19 protein-coding genes are annotated in these 18,553 nt (G+C 59.3%); 8 read left to right on the top strand and 11 right to left on the bottom strand.

The genetic code is table 11. The features are described from left to right. Positions 1 to 380: 380 nt before the first annotated feature. From HUS57_RS14580 to leuD, 5 genes are all read left to right on the top strand, one after another. Complete coding sequence (locus HUS57_RS14580) at positions 381 to 1,058, top strand: isochorismatase family protein (RefSeq protein ID WP_173934622.1); 678 nt, start codon at positions 381 to 383, stop codon at positions 1,056 to 1,058. A gap of 1 nt (position 1,059) precedes the next feature. Then, complete coding sequence (locus HUS57_RS14575; RefSeq protein ID WP_173934621.1) at positions 1,060 to 2,007, top strand: polysaccharide deacetylase family protein; 948 nt, start codon at positions 1,060 to 1,062, stop codon at positions 2,005 to 2,007. Further along, positions 2,007 to 2,930, top strand: coding sequence for a polysaccharide deacetylase family protein (locus HUS57_RS14570; protein ID WP_173934620.1), 924 nt, complete (start codon positions 2,007 to 2,009; stop codon positions 2,928 to 2,930). Before HUS57_RS14575 ends, HUS57_RS14570 begins: the two co-directional genes overlap by 1 nt. Before the next feature lie 76 nt (positions 2,931 to 3,006). Then, positions 3,007 to 4,419 carry a 3-isopropylmalate dehydratase large subunit gene (gene leuC, locus HUS57_RS14565; protein WP_173934619.1) on the top strand — a complete coding sequence of 471 codons (1,413 nt, stop codon included), beginning with the start codon at positions 3,007 to 3,009 and terminating at the stop codon, positions 4,417 to 4,419. An 8-nt stretch (positions 4,420 to 4,427) separates the two neighbouring features. Next, the gene (leuD, locus tag HUS57_RS14560) at positions 4,428 to 5,042 is read left to right on the top strand and encodes a 3-isopropylmalate dehydratase small subunit (RefSeq protein WP_173934618.1); all 615 of its coding nucleotides are present in this window, start codon (positions 4,428 to 4,430) and stop codon (positions 5,040 to 5,042) included. Positions 5,043 to 5,139: 97 nt separating this feature from the next. On the opposite strand, the gene HUS57_RS14555 is transcribed toward leuD, so the two are convergent. Beyond that, positions 5,140 to 5,904, bottom strand: a complete 765-nt coding sequence (locus HUS57_RS14555) for a GntR family transcriptional regulator (protein ID WP_173934617.1) — start codon at positions 5,902 to 5,904, stop codon at positions 5,140 to 5,142. Positions 5,905 to 6,371: 467 nt separating this feature from the next. Here HUS57_RS14555 and HUS57_RS14550 point away from each other — a divergent pair, with 467 nt between their 5' ends. Further along, complete coding sequence (locus HUS57_RS14550; protein WP_173934616.1) at positions 6,372 to 7,229, top strand: isocitrate lyase/phosphoenolpyruvate mutase family protein; 858 nt, start codon at positions 6,372 to 6,374, stop codon at positions 7,227 to 7,229. 43 nt (positions 7,230 to 7,272) lie between these two features. Here the strand turns inward: HUS57_RS14550 and HUS57_RS14545 are convergent, their stop codons facing one another. The 7 genes from HUS57_RS14545 to HUS57_RS14515 all read right to left on the bottom strand — a co-directional run bounded on the left by HUS57_RS14545 (position 7,273) and on the right by HUS57_RS14515 (position 13,506). Next, entirely contained in the window at positions 7,273 to 8,664 is a 1,392-nt protein-coding gene (locus tag HUS57_RS14545) for an amidase (protein ID WP_173934615.1), read from the bottom strand. 5 nt (positions 8,665 to 8,669) lie between these two features. Further along, positions 8,670 to 9,395 carry a hypothetical protein gene (locus HUS57_RS14540; RefSeq protein WP_173934614.1) on the bottom strand — a complete coding sequence of 242 codons (726 nt, stop codon included), beginning with the start codon at positions 9,393 to 9,395 and terminating at the stop codon, positions 8,670 to 8,672. 159 nt (positions 9,396 to 9,554) lie between these two features. Next, entirely contained in the window at positions 9,555 to 10,295 is a 741-nt protein-coding gene (locus tag HUS57_RS14535) for an ABC transporter permease (protein ID WP_210256084.1), read from the bottom strand. A 108-nt stretch (positions 10,296 to 10,403) separates the two neighbouring features. Next, on the bottom strand, positions 10,404 to 11,186 hold the full coding sequence (locus HUS57_RS14530) for an ABC transporter ATP-binding protein (protein ID WP_173934612.1): 783 nt from the start codon (positions 11,184 to 11,186) through the stop codon (positions 10,404 to 10,406). A gap of 3 nt (positions 11,187 to 11,189) precedes the next feature. Beyond that, positions 11,190 to 12,245, bottom strand: a complete 1,056-nt coding sequence (locus HUS57_RS14525; protein WP_173934611.1) for an ABC transporter substrate-binding protein — start codon at positions 12,243 to 12,245, stop codon at positions 11,190 to 11,192. Positions 12,246 to 12,282: 37 nt separating this feature from the next. Next, positions 12,283 to 12,753, bottom strand: coding sequence for a heme-binding protein (locus HUS57_RS14520; protein WP_173934610.1), 471 nt, complete (start codon positions 12,751 to 12,753; stop codon positions 12,283 to 12,285). Positions 12,754 to 12,765: 12 nt separating this feature from the next. Then, entirely contained in the window at positions 12,766 to 13,506 is a 741-nt protein-coding gene (locus HUS57_RS14515; RefSeq protein ID WP_173934609.1) for an SDR family NAD(P)-dependent oxidoreductase, read from the bottom strand. Positions 13,507 to 13,613: 107 nt separating this feature from the next. Between HUS57_RS14515 and HUS57_RS14510 the strand changes: the two genes are divergently transcribed. Continuing rightward, positions 13,614 to 15,224 (top strand): choline dehydrogenase, encoded by a 1,611-nt coding sequence (locus HUS57_RS14510; RefSeq protein WP_210256083.1) that lies wholly within the window; start codon positions 13,614 to 13,616, stop codon positions 15,222 to 15,224. A gap of 38 nt (positions 15,225 to 15,262) precedes the next feature. Here HUS57_RS14510 and HUS57_RS14505 read toward each other — a convergent pair whose 3' ends face one another. Further along, positions 15,263 to 15,964: a carboxymuconolactone decarboxylase family protein gene (locus HUS57_RS14505; protein ID WP_173934607.1), complete on the bottom strand. Its 702-nt coding sequence runs from the start codon at positions 15,962 to 15,964 to the stop codon at positions 15,263 to 15,265. A 41-nt stretch (positions 15,965 to 16,005) separates the two neighbouring features. Here HUS57_RS14505 and HUS57_RS14500 point away from each other — a divergent pair, with 41 nt between their 5' ends. After that, entirely contained in the window at positions 16,006 to 16,809 is an 804-nt protein-coding gene (locus HUS57_RS14500; protein ID WP_173934606.1) for an SDR family oxidoreductase, read from the top strand. Positions 16,810 to 16,960: 151 nt separating this feature from the next. On the opposite strand, the gene HUS57_RS14495 is transcribed toward HUS57_RS14500, so the two are convergent. Beyond that, positions 16,961 to 17,761 carry a VOC family protein gene (locus HUS57_RS14495; protein ID WP_173934605.1) on the bottom strand — a complete coding sequence of 267 codons (801 nt, stop codon included), beginning with the start codon at positions 17,759 to 17,761 and terminating at the stop codon, positions 16,961 to 16,963. 17 nt (positions 17,762 to 17,778) lie between these two features. Next, entirely contained in the window at positions 17,779 to 18,504 is a 726-nt protein-coding gene (locus tag HUS57_RS18020) for a DUF1428 domain-containing protein (protein WP_173934604.1), read from the bottom strand. Between the last annotated feature and the right edge of the window lie 49 nt (positions 18,505 to 18,553).

Raw genomic sequence — 18,553 nt, 5'->3', positions numbered from 1 at the left:
TCGACGCTGCCGAAACGGCGTATCCGGTCGGAAGACTTACCCTTCCTCGGCTGGAGAGATGTCTCACCACTAGACAAGACCGTCAAAGAGAAGGAGAGAGAAAGAAAGAATGAGCGGTGTTCGCAGCCCGTACCTCTGGATCACCGAATGGAAACTGCGTAAATTCCATTACGCTTGAGCCCTATTGGCAGCGATTCCTCGCTTCCATTGTAGCGGCCTTCTGTCTATGGGCTATTTTCCCCGTAGCTCCACTTTACAAATGATATAAAAAGATAACAATATGACGAGCGGGATTTTGCTGACCTGTGCAGCTTCCCATGCGTGAGCGAGCGATGCAGGGCATTCAGCGCACGAGCTTGAACAAAAAGGAGGATTTACCGATGGAGCTATCATCCCTTACGGCGCGTCAGATGTATGAACATGCCAAGGCGAACCCGAGCCGAAAGCGGTTTGGCTTTGGCCGCAAGCCCATGCTGATCAACATCGATCTGCAATGCGCCTATACTGCTGTCGGTGAGTTCGCCACCGCCTATGAGACCGATCCAAAGCAGATCGACTATGTGAACCAGATCTCCGGTATTGCCCGCGAAAAGGGCCTGCCAATAACCTGGACCTATGTTGCGTATATGGAATCGGGCGAGGATTGCGGCGTCTGGGGCACCCGCACGAACACGCCGGATTCGCTGCAGAACATCAAGGTCGGTTCGCGCCGGTCGGAGCTCGATCCGCGCCTTCAGGTCGACCGGGTACGCGATATCATCGTCAACAAGCGCATGCCTTCGGCCTTCCATGAAACCAATTTGCAGTCGCTCATGGTCTGGCATCAGTGCGACACCGTGGTGTTGACCGGCGGCTCGACCTCCGGCTGCGTGCGCGCCACCGTTGTCGACGCGATCTCGCGCGGTTATCGGGTCATCGTCCCGGAGGAGGGCGTGGCGGACAAGCACGAAAGCCCGCACTTCGCGAATCTCTACGATATTTTGGTGAAGTATGGCGATGTCGTTCCCGTCTCGGAAGTGATCGAGTGGTACGAAGCCTATCAGCCTGAGGCTCGCTGAGATGAGCAGCGCAACGAATGAGATCCGCTCGGATCTGGGCCTTTACGATTATCTGCCCTGGCCGGACAGGCCGAAGATCACCTGGCCAGGCGGAAAGAAGATCGCGGTCTGGATCGCGCCGAACATCGAGTTCTACGAGTACAATCCACCGAACAATCCGACGCGCACCCCCTGGCCGCGGCCGAATCCGGATGTCTTGCAGTATTCGCATCGCGATTACGGCAACCGCGCCGGCTGGCAGCGCATGATGGCTGCAATGGACGCGGCGGGCTTTCGCGGGTCCGTGTCGCTGAACGTCGCCTTGTGCGACCATCACCCCGAGATCATCCGAGCCTGCGCTGACCGGGGCTGGGAGTTCTTTTCGCACGGGATCTACAACACGCGCTACGTCTATAACATGACGATCGAGCAGGAGCGGGAGATCATCCGCGATGCGTTCGAGACCGTCCGCAAGCACACCGGGCAGGAACTGGCCGGCTGGCTCTCTCCGGCCCTCTCGAACAACCTGTGGACGATGGACATTCTGTCCGAGGCGGGGATTCAGTACACCTGCGACATGTTCCATGACGATCAGCCGATGCCGGTGAAGGTCAAGACCGGCAGGCTCATCTCCATGCCTTACTCGCTCGAGATGAACGACGTGATCGTCTACAACACGCAGAAGACGACACCCCGCCACTACGGCGAAATCATCAAGCGGCAGTTTGACCAGCTCTACAAGGAAGGCGAGGAGAGCGGTACGGTGATGTGCATCCCTCTGCACCCCTATCTCGTGGGGCAGCCGCACCGGATCGATGCGTTCGCCGAAGCCATCGAATATATCGCCGGGCATGACGGGGTCTGGAAGGCCACGGGCCGCGAGATAGCCGAGGCCTATCACTCGAGCGGCGCCTATGACGCGATGAAGGCGGCAATGGCCGCGCATGCCGCCGAACAGGAGAACCGCTGATGTCTTTGCCCGATAGCTATCTGGAGTATCCGGCCCGCCGCTACGGCATGGATCACGACCGTTACGACTGGTCCGACCTATTCCAGCGAAAGCCTGTAACGTGGCCAGGCGGCGCGCGGATCGCATTGTCGATCGTTACTCACGTGCAGCACTTCCCGCTCGACATGCCGGCCAAGCCCTTCAAGGCTCCAGGCGCGCTGTCAATGCCCTACCCGGACTTCCGCTATTACACAAATCGCGACTACGGGAACCGGATCGGCATTTATCGCGTGCTGCGATTGCTGGCGGAGAAGGGCCTTCGCACGAGCATGGCGATCAACGGCATCATTGCCGCTCGCTATCCGGCCCTTATTCGCGCCGTCGTGGCCGATGGGCATGAGGTCGTGGCTCACGGGCTCGACATGGGCAAGGTCCATCATTCCGGACTTTCCGCCGATGAGGAAGGGTCTATCATCGCCGAAACGCTCGAACTCTTGCGCAAGGTGTCGGGCCAGAAGGTCGACGGGTGGCTCTCGCCCGGCCGGGCGCAAAGCTTCAACACGCCGGAACTGCTGGTGAAGAACGGTGTGCGCTATGCACTCGATTGGGCCAATGACGACATGCCTTACGCGATGCGGACCAAGGAAGGCGCCATTCTGGCCATGCCCTTGGCCTATGAGACGGATGACCGTGTGGTCGCGGACGAATACTTCCATTCGGAGCCAGAGTGGGTGCAGCAGGTGAAGGATCGCTTCGACGTGCTTTATCGCGAAAGCGCCGAATATGGCGGCCGCGTGATGAGCCTGCCTCTGCATAGCTGGGTGTCCGGCATGCCGTACCGCATCGAATATCTCCGCGAGGTGCTGGACTACATGCTTTCGCACGAAGGTGTCTGGACTGCTCCCGCCGGTGAAATAGCCGACGCGTTCAAAGCCCAGGCCTGAGCAGTAAACTGTAACGTGCTGGCAAATGCACGGCACGTTACACACTTGGATGTCACTTACAGGAAGACAGCACGCCATGGTGCAAGCCAACGCCCCTTCTCGCCGAACCATGTTCGGCAAGATCTGGGAGGCCCACGAAATACTCCGCCACCCGGCGGGACCGTCATTGCTGTATATCGACCGCGACCTCATCCATGAGGGGAGCTTTCACGCTTTTGCGCATCTGAAATCCCGCGGGCTCAAGCCGCGAAGGCCGAAACAGATTTTCGGCGTCGCTGACCATTATGTGCCGACGCTCGGCCGCTCCTCCGCCGATGCAGCCAGCCCCGCGATCGCTCGGATGATCGACACTTTCGATGAAAACATGACCTGGGGCGGAGTACGGCATTTCTCCATTGGCAGCCGTCAACAGGGCATCGTTCATGTCGTCGCGCCAGAGCAGGGGATCACCCTTCCAGGATTGACTATCGTCTGTTCGGATAGCCACACCTCGACTCAGGGGGCGCTGGGGGCTATCGCATTCGGCATCGGCCAGTCCGAGAATGCGCATGTTCTGGCAACGCAGACCCTGTGGCAGGTCCGCCCGAAGACGATGCGCGTCAACATCAACGGCACGCTTGGCCAGGGCGTCTCGGCCAAGGATGTGATGCTGGCATTAATCAGCAAGATCGGCTCTGGCGGTGCCGGCGGCCATGCCATCGAATTTGCGGGACAGGTGGTCAGGAACCTCTCTATCGAGGGGCGTCTTACGCTCTGCAACATGTCCATCGAGGCTGCTGCGCGGCTGGGAATGGTCGCACCCGATGAAACGACCTACGCCTATATTCGCGGACGTCAGTATGCGCCGTCGGAAGAGGAGTGGGACCGGGCGTTGGCACAGTGGCAGTTGCTGCCGACCGACGAAGGTGCGGAGTTCGACCGCGAGGTGGTTCTGGACGGCAACGAGATTGCACCGATGGTGACCTGGGGTACCTCGCCCGAGGATGCGATGCCCATCACTGGCCGCGTGCCTGACCCGGCAAGCTTCACCAGTGTGGAGAAACGCAGCGCCGCGGCAAAGTCTCTGGAATACATGGATCTTGTGCCTGGTACGCCACTCGAAGGACTGAAGATCGACAAGGTCTTCATCGGCTCTTGCACCAACAGCCGGATCGAGGACCTGCGCGCCGCTGCCGCCGTGCTCAAAGGGCGCAAGGCAACGGTGAAGGCGATCATCGTTCCCGGCTCTACCCAGGTCAAGGAACAGGCCGAAGCCGAAGGGCTGGCACAAACCTTCAAGGAAGCGGGTTTCGAGTGGCGCGAAAGCGGATGCTCCATGTGCGCCGCGATGAACGGCGATGTTGTCGGTCCCGGCGAGCGGTGCGCTTCAACATCGAACCGCAACTTCGTCGGCCGTCAGGGGCCCGGCGCGCGCACCCACCTGGTCAGCCCAGCCATGGCTGCCGGCGCGGCGATTACCGGCATGCTCACCGATATAAGGCGACTGTAGAGAAAAAGATGAAAGCCTTTACTCGAGAAACCTCCACCGTCGTCGTAGTTCCCGGCATGAACTGCGATACGGACCAGATCATTCCGGCCCGCTTTCTGAAAGCCGACCGTGCACAGGGCTACGGGCAATTCCTGTTTCATGACATCCGGCGCGATTCGGATGGCAATCTGAACCCGGATTTCCCGCTGAACCGCCCCGGCGCAGAGCAGGCACGCATCCTGTTGGTGGAAGACAATTTCGGCTGTGGCTCGTCTCGGGAAGGCGCGGTATATGCCCTGATCGACGCGGGGATCCGTGCCCTGATTGCACCAAGCTTCGGCGATATCTTCTACAATAATGCCTTGAAGAACGGGCTGGTGCCGGTTCGCCTGCCGCGTGAACATTGCGAGGCTCTGGCCAGCTATCTGGCTTCCCATCCCGAAGCCGAGGTGACAGTCGATCTTGAGGCGGAACAGCTTACGCTTCCCGCCGATCTCGGCCAGTTCCCGATCAGCATCGACCCGTTCGCGCGCGAGTGCATCCTGAAGGGGCTGGATGAGATGGAAATGACCTTTAGCCTGATGGATCAGATCACCGCTTTCGAGGCGAAACGGATGCAGGAATGCCCTTGGCTGGACAGATAGTCACGCGGCCGGGGCAAGGCTACCGACGGGAGACTCGCAGAAGCACACAGGCGGCTGCTGGAGCGAGGAGCAAGCAGCCGTTCTTACGCCTTGGCGGTCAGCTTATCTGAAACGTCTTGTCATGGTTGCGCTGCAACAGGACGCGGTACTCATAACGGTCGGAACGATAGAAGATCTCGGCTATATAGAACGGCCTCTTGTCAGGCCCGCAGAACACCCGGGTCACACGCATGACGGGCGCGCCGACGGGAGTTTGCAGGTGCCGGGCGATAGTCTCGTCGGCAAGCGTCGCGGTCAGAACCTGCTCGACGCTATTCACGACTGCACCGTTCCGCTGCACGAGGTCGATCATGGCTGTCGTCGCCAGCCCCTCGCGATCGATATTCTTGCCGATTTCCGGCAGCAGATAGGCCAGCGACAGCGAATAAGGCTGCCCGTCCAGATTGCGCACCCGCATGGTGCAATGCAGCTCGTCTTGCGGCGCACAATCCATCAATTTGCAGATGCGCGCGGGCGCCTCCTTCATTTCCGAAGAAATGACCCGCAAGCTGGTGCCGAGGCCGACTGCGCTCAGATAGCTCAGCAAGTCGTGGACGTCCGAGACATAGCTCTTGGCGAAATCCGATGTGGTTCGACGTTCCACCGCATAGGTGCCACTACCGCGCTTGCGCTCAATGAGCCCTTCATGGACCAGCAGTTCCATGGCCTTGCGTATGGTTATACGGCTGACTTCGAAGCTCTCCTGCAACTCCGCTTCGCTGGGCAGAAGACTTCCCGCGGGATAATATCCGCTTACCAGTCGTTCGCGCAAAACGACGTAAATACGATGATAAAGCGGCGTCGGCGAAGAAATCGCGGCCATTTGAACGTCCCCGCGCATGTCCCTATGTGCGCTCCTCAGTTTGTTACGATCCACCAATTATTATACAATAGCTCTAGTACCGCGGATCCCAGCTATTGCATAACGGTGGCTGAACCGCGGACGCTTGAATCTGGGGGTACCTACCCGTTCGCGATCCGTCTTTCGGCGGCATTTCTGCCTACCATCCCTTTGATAATGCTCTATTGTCTTTTTGTATTATTATTAATACTACTTTGCAAGAAGAACGAGGGTCCACCGCCTGTCCTATGCTTGATTCCCCCAAAGGATGCGTGGCTGATCACCTGCGCGGGTTTGCCGCGAAAAGCAGTGAGCCCTTACGGGATCGGCCTAAATGCTACGTCTTTCTTTATCGTCCTCACCGGTACCCCGGCCCGGGGGTCCGGGCATATCAATAGCGGGCAAAGCCATACGAGCCGCAAATCTGGACTGAAAGGAGCGCAAAAAACATGTCCGTCATGAGTGCATTGGAAGCCGCAAGCCCGCTAGTGGCACCTGGGGTCTATGATCCCTTAACCGCAAAGATTGCAGCGGCTGCCGGTTTCAGCGCGCTCTACGTATCGGGGGCGGCCGTGGCCTATACCAGGCTGGGGCGTCCGGATATCGGGCTGGTCACCATGACAGAAATGGCAGACACCATCCGCCTTATTGCGGACCGGGTGGATGTGCCACTGATCGTGGATGCGGACAATGGCCATGGCAATGCATTGAACGTGCAGCGCACAGTAAGGCTTTATGAAAATGCCGGCGCAGGTGCGTTGCAGATCGAGGATCAGACCCTTCCGAAGCGCTGTGGCCACCTGCAGGACAAGGCCCTCGTTCCCACTATTGAAATGGTGGGCAAGGTTAAAGCGGCAGCCGATGCGCGCAGAAGCGCTGGGACCCTCATTATCGCCCGTACCGATGCCATTGCGGTTGAAGGATTCGAGGCGGCGCTGGAGCGGGCGGAGCGTTATGTCGAGGCCGGAGCCGATATCCTTTTCATCGAAGCACCCCGCAACCGCGAGCAAATGAGCGGCATCGTCGAACGGTTCGGGGCAAGGATCCCGCTATTGGCCAATATGGTCGAAGGGGGCGATACGCCGATCTCCTCGGCGGAGGATCTGGGCAAGCTCGGCTTCAGGCTGGTGATCTTCCCCGGCGGCATCGTACGCGCATTAGCGCGCACCGCCGGCGACTATTACGCTCAACTGAAGGCAACAGGCAGCAATGCCTCCTTCCAGGACCGGATGTATGATTTCAAGGGACTGAACGAGGTTATCGGAACGCCTGAAATGCTGGCCCTCGGGGCAAAATACGACGGTTGAACGACTTTCTTTAACCCTGCCAGCCGAAAAGGCTGGCAGGTTTTTATGTTCTGTAAGGGCAGCGCAAGTGCCAGTCGGTCACACGCTGGAAGACGTCACCGATCGCTGCCAGCCGCCATTCGGACCAGGCCGGCCCCATGAGCTGCGCACCGATTGGCAGGCCTTCCGATGTAAACCCGATCGGCAGCGACATCGTTGCCGCATCGACGAAGTTGCCAGCGGCGGTCAGCAGCGCGCATGATGACCAGCCCGAAGCAAGTGAGCGGAGCGTCGGAGCGGGCGTTGGAGTGCATGGGAGCAGCAATCCTCCCGGCCAATGGGCAACCCATGCCGCCCATTCAGCACAGGCACGGTCGCGCTGCTCCAGTGCATGATTGTAATCAGCCTCTGATATCTCGCGCGCCATGAACAGCCGCTCACGCACCGCCGGATCGCAGGGCGTGTCGAGATCCTCGACATGCGCCTGGTAAAGCCGCCATGCGTCATACAGGATGATCCGTCCATTTGCGGCCAGCAGCTCCGCAAAATCGAAAGGCGGCGCGACCTCCTCCACGACGGCCCCAAGACTGCGCAGGGTTTCTGCTGCCTGCGCCACCGCCTCGCGGACGGCTCTGTCCACCTCGCCGGGCAAATCCTCATCCCGGATCATGGCTAACTGAAGCCCCGCCAGCGGTTCTTTCCCTTCTGGAAAGGGCTTCGCCGCAAGGACTGGTGCCCCCGGCTCACTCACCGCGTCTGTTATCTCGATGACGTCCGAGATACGGCGCGCGAGGAAGCCAATCGTATCAAGATGTGCGGTGAGGGGGAATGTTCCGGTTATGGGAATCAACCCCGGCGTGGTCTTCATCCCGCTCAGGCCGTTGAACGACGCCGGAAGACGAACGGAGCCTCCGGTATCCGAGCCGAGGGCGACCGGGACAAGCCCCGCGGCAACAGCAACGGCAGACCCGCTCGATGACCCTCCCGGCGCGCGCGGCTCCGACCGGTCCCAAGGGTTGAGCGGCGTTCCTATGAAAGGATTGGTACCCCAACCCCCAAGCGCAAGTTCGACCATATTGGTCTTGCCAAGGATCACCATTCCCTTAGAGCGCAGTCGTTCGATTACCGGAGCGGTGCTTTGGGCGATGCGGTTTGCCCATGCTTTCACACCGGCGCCAGTCGGGGTGCCGGCAATATCGCACACATCTTTTACGGCGATGGGCAAGCCATCGAGCGTGCCGAGGCTCTCGCCCTTCGCCCGGCGGGCGTCGGCCGCCTCGGCATCCGCCAGCGCTTCATCCGCCATCACCAGAGCGAATGCGTTTAGCTGCGGGTTCAGTGCCGCGATCCGCGCCAGATAGGCTTCGGCAATATCACGGCTGGACCACCAGCCCTTGGCAAGACCATCGCGGAGATCCGCAAGGCCGAGCCGCTGCAAATCGGTCTTCATCGCCATTCCCGTCACGCCTTCAGATGGCTGGCGTCATGGCCATCCTGGCGCGGCAGATCGGCCCAGACACGAAAACGCTCCGACGGTGTGACCTCGCCGGACTTCATCATCTCGACCCAGACACCGCATGCGTCCAGAAAATGGTTCACCCCCACGGGCCACATGATCAGACTCAACGCCTCGACCAGGGCATCCTCGCGCGGCTGCAGTTCGTAAAGGGCGCGGATATGTGCCCGCAATCCCCATTTATTGCCGCTTGCAGCATGGAGGGCGGCAAGCGCTAGATGCACCACATCCGCTGCTAGAAGTCCGTCGTTGAGCAGCGCTTCAAAATCCTCCCGATAGGCCACAATGCCCTTCAGTGACGGAAACATTTCGGACCAGGCGGTATCCATGAATTCATAGGACCCTACGCCAAGCCCGAAAGCGCACAGCTTCGTAAGGTAGCGCATCTGTACCTCGCTCCCCCCGGCTTCGAGGAACAGCTCGACATGGTGGGTCCCGATAGCCTCGCGTGCCGCGATCAGTATAGCGATCCATACCGCTTCACGCTCGAAGGGCGACAGGTGACGATCCGTCAGCGTCAGCGCCCGGTACATCGCAAGATAGGCTTCCTGCAGATCGGGTGCGGCCACCGCCATCGCACCATGGTGCGGCAAGAGATAACCTCTTGCTTGATGAAGTTTGCCGATCCGGTCTTTTAGAGCCTGAATATCGGGATGGGCCTCATCGCTCATCGTTGATCCTCGGGAAAAGGGAAGGCGTATCGCACTGCCAAGATCCGGCATTGCCGGATCGGTCGCGATACCTGTTAAGGGGTGGAAAACGAGAAAGGGCGCAGCACCATTGCGGCGCTGAGCCCTTTCCTGATCAAGCCCGTTGACTGCCGGAAGCCATTATTCCTTCCAGCGCAACAGCCAACCTTCGGTCTTCTTCAAGAGCCCGTTGATGATCGCTCCGACCACCATGAGGATAACGATACCGGCAAAGACCGAGTTGGTATCGAACAGGCCAGTGGCCTGAGCAATGATGTAGCCAATGCCGCGGTTCGACGACATGAACTCCCCGATGACGGTGCCCACTAGAGCATACGGAACCGAGACCTTAAGACCTGTAATCACCCACGCGGTTGCCGACGGGATTACCACGGTGCGCAGCACCGCCCAGTTCGATGCGCCCATGATCTGCGTGGAGTGTATATAAATCTGACTCACATCGCGCACACCGGCAAAGGTGTTGAGGAACACCACAAAGAACACGATCGAAGCCGATACAGCGATCTTGGATTCAATGCCGATTCCGAACCAGATGATGAACAATGGCGCAAGCGCCAGCTTGGGAATCGAATAAAGCGCCGTGATGAAGGGGTCCATCACCTCGGCCAGGAAGGCAAATTTGCCAAACAGCAAGCCAAGTGCGAAGCCGATCCCTGCACCAATAAAAAAGCCGAACGCAGTAGCCAGCATCGTCACCGACAAGTGCGACCACAATTGTCCGTTCAGCGTCCATTCATAAAGCCTGCCCCCAACGGCAAGTGGCGAAGAGACGAAGAATGGATCGATGATCCGGCCGGAAGCCCATTGCCAGAACGACAGAAAGACAATGGCGAAAAGCACCTGGCTGACGCGCACCATCATCTTGCGTTGCTCTAGACCAGCCTCATAGGCCAGTACGGCTTTTGACGATCCGCCGGTATTAAGGCCGGTCCCGACGGCCGCACTTTCATCTACTTGCATAACGAACCCCTACAGGCTTTCGCCTTTGGTTATCTCGCTGGAGAGTTGCTCCCACAGGCTGTCATAGGCACGTTCAAACTCAGGCAAGAAGCGCACCTTGAAGACATCTCGCGGGTGTGGGATGTCGATATTCTCGATATGCTTGATCCGCCCAGGCCGGCCGGAAAGAACGACAACGCGATTTGATACTGCGATAGCTTCCGACAGATCGTGCGTAACAAGAACGATCGTCTTCTTCTGCTCACGCCAGATGTTGAGCAACTGCTGTTGCATCACCATCTTCAACTGCGCATCGAGTGCGCCAAACGGCTCGTCGAGCAGCAATGTGTTCGGGCTATAGGCTAGCATCTGCGCAAGTGCGACGCGCTTGCGCATACCGCCGGACAACTCGCGCGGGAAAGACTTGTTGAAGCCTTCAAGCTCGACAAGCTTCAGCATTTCATCAACGCGCTGCTTGCGCTCCTGCGTCCGCACGCCACGATATTCCAGAGGCAGCGCCACATTCTTTTCCACGGTGCGCCACGGAAGCACGCTGTCAGCCTGGGTCATGTAGCCGACGTCGCGATTGATGCCCGAAACTTTCTTTCCGTTATGGATGATTCTGCCGTTGGTCATCGGAACGATGCCGGCAATCATATTCATGAGAGTAGACTTTCCACAGCCCGAAGGGCCAACAAAAGAAACCAACTCTCCGGGCTGTATGTTCAGGGAGACGCTGTCGAGGGCGACGGTTTCTCGCCCCCGACTGATGTAGCGCTTGTCCACCCCTTCAATGGTGATGGCGCCTTGCATGTTTTACAGTTCCTTGATCGCGTCCTGCGCAATGGTCGGCTCGACCATGTTGCTGAAGGTTAGGCTTTCCGGAAGCTTTTCGGCATCCATCAGCAAGTTCACGGTATTGATGTATTCGATGTTCTTGGCCAGAAGCTCTTCGCTCGGGACCGGATCGTCGAAGTAGATCGAACCATTATTGGCGAACGCCACTTCATAGATCTCCGGTGACATTCCATCGAAGTATTCCTTCGCCCAAGCCTTGAACTTTTCCGGATCCGCAGCAATGGACTTCTGTGCAAGAGCAAGGCCCTGGCAGTAACGTACCAGCACATCGCGACGATTGGCAATGGTCTCTTCGCCGGCTGAAGCAGTAATGTACTGGAACTCCTTCATCTGCTCCGGCGGGTTGGAGACCATCTGGAAAAGGTAATCGCAGTCTTCGCGGTCGATTGCCATGTCAGCAGTCGGCGACGACAGGCAGAAACCATCGATAACGCCCTGCTGCAGTGCGGCCAGAACACCGGGGCCACCGCCCTGAATGGGGACGAGCTGGAAATCCGTATTCGGATCCATGCCACCCAGCGATGCAAGATAGCGGAAGAGCGCGTCGGGTGCAGCGCCCGGCCCGGTGGTACCCAGCTTCAGACCCTTCAGCGCCGCAATTTTGTCGGCAACCGGCGACGCTTCGGTCACGCCACGCTCCGTCAGGACTGCGTTTTTCAACACCACATGGCTTGCATAACGGCCAACCATCTTGGCGATGATACGAACTTTCAGATTCTGGGCGCGTGCGCGCAGCGCCTCACCGGGATCGCCGAGAACGATGTCGACGCCACCGCCCTGCAATGCGGCAATGTTGGTGCCGCGGTTCGAGGCGTTCGAGTTTACCTTGATACCCGCTTCAGCAAAGAACCCGCCTGCCGTGCCATAATCCTCGACCAACCAGAGCCAGGACTTTGCGGTCGAGCGCAAAGTGGTGACTTCGGGCAACGAATTGCTCGCCAGTGCAATTCGCGGCGTAAGAGCCAGCGCAGCCGCCCCGCCCAGGACGGTACGGCGATTGATATTGTAGGACATTACACTCCTCCTGTTGGATTTAACGTTAAGGAAGCGATTAAACTTCGCCGCCCATGGCATCGAGCGCTTGGCGGACGACGCGCATGATCAACGCATGATCATCCTCGTGCGGCAAGCCCGAGACGGCAATGGCACCAACGACCTGGCCCGCATGGAAAAGCGGTACAGCGCCGCCGAGGTCCGTTACCCGCCTCGGGTCGGCCCAGATGACGTCGGCCAGGGTTCGCCCAGTGCTGCGCAGATGATGGAACCACCACAGAGAACTGTGGCCGCAACCCATCACCGTATTGATCTTCATGTCCAGGAAAGCGGCATTGTCCCCGGCCGTACCGGCATCGGCGAGATAGGCCACGACACGCTGGCCTAGAACCACCTTTACCGCCAACGGCGCGGGCGACTGGACGATCAGCCGGTTCGCCACATCAATCAATGTGCGCGCATCGAGCGGCAACCGGGCAAGATCGGCCTCATCGCGCTCAATTGCAGCTTTATGTGAATTATGATCCATGAGACCGGCCCGTCAGGCTGCCAGGACAATGCCGCCGGTCACGTTTAGAACGCAGCCAGTCATATACTCTGAATCAGGCCCGCAAAGAAATCGGATCGGACCTGCGACATCGCCGGCAGTGCCGAGCCGCTGGATCGGGATCGAGGACAGATCAGGGCGCGAGAAATTAGCGGTCATGTCGGTATCGATGACACCCGGGGCGACCGCATTGCAGGTAATGCCATACTGCCCGCCATTGCGAGCCAGATGCCGCGTCATACCGACGACGGCCCCCTTCGAGGCGGAGTATTCCGTCCCTACAATCACCCCGCCCCGATAGAAAGCCATCGAGCTGACGAGAACGATACGGCCGTATTTCGCCTTGACCATGTGGTCCCAGACAGCGGCGACACAATTCTGCGTGCCATGCACATTGACGTCGATAACCTGGTCCCACTGGTCCCAGTCGCCGGCAACGGTACCAGGGGGACAGATCCCCGCATTGGCAACCAGTATGTCAATCCGGCCATCCTTGGCGACGATTGCTTCGGCGGCTTTCGCACAACCTTCCCGATCAGTGACGTCAAGAGTAAGGCCGCTGGCCTTGCCTCCCGCCTCGTGAATCGAAGAAACCGTGGATGAGACATCAAGTATATCAGCGACATGAACGGTGGCGCCGACCTCGGCGAGATAATGGCACACTGCTGCACCAATCCCGCGGGCGCCACCAGTCACCAGAGCAACCCGGCCCTCAAGATAATTCGTGTCCCGCATATTCGACACGCCCCCTGTTTTTACTTTCGCCGCGAACTGCGACTTGTGCTCCAGTTCTGCTATTGTAATATCTACAATACAATATGGTGTCAATTGCAGGGAAAGAGATGTTCGACTTCATCATCGTCGGGGCAGGCTCGGCTGGGTGCGTCTTGGCCGAAAGGCTATCGGCAGAGCCTTCCAACCGCGTCTTGCTGCTGGAAGCTGGCGGACGCGACTGGAACCCGCTGTTTCGGGTGCCATTGATGACCGGCGTCCTGCTGCGCAACCGCTACGCGAACTGGTTTTATACGAGCGAACCTGAGCCAAATCTTGGCAATCGCCGGATCTTCTGGCCGCGAGGCAAGGTGCTTGGAGGATCCTCCGCAATCAACGGTATGGTCTACACAAGGGGCACACGCGCCGACTACGATTCATGGGCGCAGATGGGAATGCCGGAATGGTCTTTCGACAAGGTTCTGCCAGCATTCCGCCGTACCGAATCATATAAGGGGAAGATAAACGAGTTCCGTGGCACGGACGGTCCGTTGCCAATCTCCCGCCCCAATACTCCCAATCCGCTGTTTGATGCCTTTATAGAAGCCGGACAGCAGGCAGGCTTTCCCTACAACGACGATTTCAACGGCGCGACGCAAGAAGGCGTGGGCCGTTACGACTTCGCGATCCACAAAGGCGAGCGCTGGAGCGCCGCGCGAGCCTTTATCGATCCCGCCCGCAATCGCCCCAACCTGACCATTCGCACCAACGCGCATCTGCTTCGCGTGATCTTCGAGCACAAACGGGCTGTCGGTGTTGAGGTCCTGATCAAAGGCCGGCGCAAGACCTTCCGCGCGGAGCGCGAAGTGATCCTGAGTTGCGGCGCGGTGAACTCGCCCGCGGCGCTTATGCATTCGGGAATTGGCGATGCCGACCTGCTGCAGAGGCTGGGGATCGACGTCGTGGCGGATCTGAAGGGCGTGGGCAAGAACCTTCAGGACCACCTGCTCGCCCGCGTGGAATATATATGCAAGGAGCCGGTCACGCTTTACAACACCCTGCGAGGCGATCGCGCGGCGCTGGCGTTGTTTCAGGCGATGCTTTTCAAGAAAGGGGCGGCAGCCTCGTTCCCGCTGGAGGGTGGCGCTTTCCTGAAGTCGGATCCGAGCCTCGATGAGCCGGACCTGCAGTCACACTTCCTTCCGGGCCTCTCGACCGCTTCACTGCGACTGCCCTTCATCCGGCGGGGCAAGGTCAGCTATGACGGTCACGGCTTCTTCGCCAATATCTACCAGCTTCGCCCGTACAGCACCGGCGAGATTTCCATACGGTCCGCCGATCCGTTGAAGGACCCGGTGATCCGGCCGAACTATCTGTCCTCGCCGGAAGATCTGCGCGTCTTGCGTGAAGGAGTGAAGATTTTGCGCCGGATCTTCACCCAGAAGGCCTTTGACCGTTATCGCGGCATGGAGTTGGCCCCAGGCCAGGATGTGCAGACCGATTCGGAAATCGAAGTCTGGATACGCGAGAACGCGGATACCGTCTTCCACCCGGTCGGTAGCTGCAAGATGGGCACGGATTCCATGGCCGTGGTCGATCCTGAGCTGCGGGTCTACGGCGTGGAGAGGCTGCGGGTGGTCGATGCCTCCATCATGCCGCGCATGCCAAGTTCGAACACACATGCCCCTGCAATGATGGTGGCTGAGAAAGCCTCTGAATTCATCCTCGGACAGGCCGCGTGACGGGAACAGCGACGGTGAGGACGGCAGGCGGGCGGGCCTCAGCGGCCCGCAGCCTCGTCAAACCCGCCTTGGCCGGACATCAACGCCCATTCGCGGAACTCTGGGGAAGCCTCGACCTTGCCGGCCACGATAATTTCGCGCCAGACGCCAGCCGCCTCGACGAAGTACGGAACGCTGCCGGGGAACATGGCCAGCGACAGCGCTTCTGCAAGCTCCGGTTCTGGTACGCCATCGGCATAGGCGGCGATGATCTGAAGTTCCAGCGCATCCCAGGCGGCCTGGCAGGTGTGAATCGCAGCCGCCGTCATATGGATCAGCCGCATCGGCACGTCGCACGCCAACCTGCGCAAGTCGGCAAGGAACCGGGAATGGGGCTCAATGGTCGGCAGATGCGGACGCCAGTGATCCTCCACGAAACGGTAGCCTCGGAAGCCCAGACACAACGCGCTGATCGCCAGAACCGTCTCGATCTCGGCATCCGTGCCGCCCGCATTGCGGAACTTCGCGATGTGATGCGTGGCAAGCGCCTCATCCGTGGCTATCAGCACCCCGAACCACACGAACTCCCGGTCGTGATGGCTCAGAACCCGATCGTCCAACGCCATCGCCGTATAGGCGGCGTCATAAGCCTGCAAAAGATTAGGCGAGGTGATGGCCATCAGGCCATGGTGCGGCAGCAGATAGCCGCGCTTCTCACGGATGGCGGCCAAGCGTTCGGATAAAGTTTGGTTATCGGACATCCTGTCCGGTCTCCCTGATCAGAAACAAGCGAGGACCCTACATGGAACAAGATCAAACAAATGCAAGTGATAATATTAATACGAGTACGCCGATCTTCGCGGCACTCGCCGGCCGCCGGCTGCTGGTAACGGGGACCGGCTCTGGGATCGGGCGGGAATTTCTGCTCTCAGCCCTGTCTGCCGGGGCAAGTGCAGCCGCGGTGGTGCGGACGGAAGCCGAGGCGGATGGCCTTCGCGCCGAACTCGATGCCCGCAACTGCCAGACCGCGGCAACCCTCATCGGCGATCTGACTGATTTTGGCTGGGCCGCCACCCTGCCCCAGCGGGCGGCGGATGCCATGGACGGGCTGGACGGGCTGGTGGGGGCCGCCGGGATCTTCGAGCATCTCAGCACCGCGGAGACCGATATTGCCGACTGGACACGCGTAATCGACATTAATCTTACGGCAGGTTTCGTCCTGGGACGTGGGGCGGCGGCGCTGATGGGCGCTGGGTCCAGCATCGTTTATGTCTCAAGCCAGATCGGCCTGATCGGCCATCGCCGGGCGGCAGCCTATGCGGCCTCGAAAGCGGGATTGAACGGGCTGACCCGTGCGATGGCGCTCGAACTGGCGGATCGCGCAATCCGGGTAAATGCTGTGGCGCCGGGCCCGATCGTCACGCCGATGACGAGCGTTGCCCGCAACGACGAGACAAGGCGGCAGCGCATGGTGGATTCAATTCCCCTGGGGCGCTTCGGTGAGCCTGAGGAAGTGGCAGCAACGATAGCTTTCCTAGCCTCTGGCGCAGCCTCGTTCATCACTGGCCAGATCCTCTGTGTCGATGGCGGGTTTACCGTCGCCTAGTCTAGCTAGAATGAGGCTGGCCTCAAGCTCAAGGCATTTATTCTCTGCAAATCTATGGCGCCCCCTTCACGGCAGAGGTGAAGGAGGCGCTCTATTCTTGAAGCCGCATGCTTCTGGAGCGGCGTTTGGCACAACTTCCCGGCAAAAAGACCTACTTTTCAGGACCGACTACGGCAAACCACGCACCCTGCGGATCCTGCGCCAGTGCGATGTAAGCCGGTCCGGGCACTTCGGCCGGTCCGTGATGGATCTTGCCGCCTGACGCTTTGATAGCCTCGACAGTTTCCGTCACCGCACCATTGACACCGAAATAGGGCAGCCATAGGGGCTGCGGCGCATTGCCAAGGCCCATCATTCCTCCGATGTCATTGTCCCTGTACCGGAACAATTGATAGGTGCCCATTTCGCCCATATCCATCGCCTGGCCATTGGTCCAGCCGAAGAGCGCTGAATAGAAGGCAAGACCCGCTTCAGAGTCGGTCGACATCAGTTCGTGCCAGTTGCCATGGCCCGACTTTTTCTGGTTGAAGGCGCCTCCGCCTGCTTCTGCCTTGGCGATATCCTCCTCGCTCATCCGGCTCATGTCGGGCTGCAGAATCCCGAACACAGCCCCTTGAGGGTCTGCGACCACGGCATAGCGGCCTGTATTGGGAATGTCGTCCGGCTCCTTCAAGATCTTGCCGCCGGCGTCCTTGACCTCGTCAGCGCTCTTGTCGCAATCGTCCACGGCAAAATAGATAAGCCAGTTCGGAGGCGGATTTTCTACTTGGCTAATATTGGACATCATCCCCGCCACCATGTCATCCTCAGCCTTTGCCAGACGGTAGTCGAAGCCTTCCATGCCGCTGTCCTCTACCCGCCAGCCTAGAACCTTCTGATAGAAATCGGCGGCACCGTCCAGATCACTGGTTCCAAGTTCATACCAGCATGGATTGCCGTGAAAGCTCGTCATTCTTTCCTCCCTGAATGTCATTTTTCGTCGGAATCAAAGATGTTCTCAAATCCGCCCCACATCATGCGCTTGCCGTCGAAGGGCATTTCCGGAAGTTCCTGCCCCTCCATTTCCACCTCCATAGCTCTGGCTGCCGCTTCGCAGGTGGCCTTGTCGGGCCATGATGTCCAACTGAACACCGCCGCCTCGCCATCCTCGGCCAGGGTAGCACGGTAGAAGTCCGTCTGTTTGCCGCGCGGAACATCGACACCCCAAGCCTCGACGATGCCCAGGCAGCCCCGTGGCTTGAACGCGCCCTTCCAGGCATCGGCGGCCATGCTCCTGTAGGCCTCCTTATTCTTTTCGGGTACGGCCAGTGCAAAACCCTGAAAATAGCGTGCGCCCCGGTCGGTTCCCTCCTCTATCAAGGGCTCGAAACCACCGTAGATCATGCGGCCGCCATCGAAGGGCATTGGCGGTATCTCGCTCATTGCAGGATCGTCCTGCATCTTTCGCCAGGCAGCATCTGCAACAGCTTTGTCGGGCCACTCGATCCATGAATAGACTACGGTTTCGCCCTCCTTGGCGTCTACCGCACCGTAAAGGTCGTTAAGCTTGCCTTTCAGAATGTCCACGCCCCAGTTTTCGACCATGCGGACGGCGCCGTATTTCTGGAGCAACGGCCAGGCACCGCGCACATGTTCGATATATTTCTGCTTGTTCGCAGCCGGGACGGCTGCAAGGGAACCGGTGTAATAAGCCATCTGTCTCTCCGCTCGTCTTCTGTTCCCGCCGCCCCTCATTGCTTGCGAG

This window comes from Chelativorans sp. Marseille-P2723, from assembly GCF_902809845.1.
Classification (GTDB): domain Bacteria; phylum Pseudomonadota; class Alphaproteobacteria; order Rhizobiales; family Rhizobiaceae; genus Chelativorans.
The sequence above is the reverse complement of the archived record's forward strand: the minus strand, read 5'-3'. Positions and strand labels throughout refer to the sequence as shown.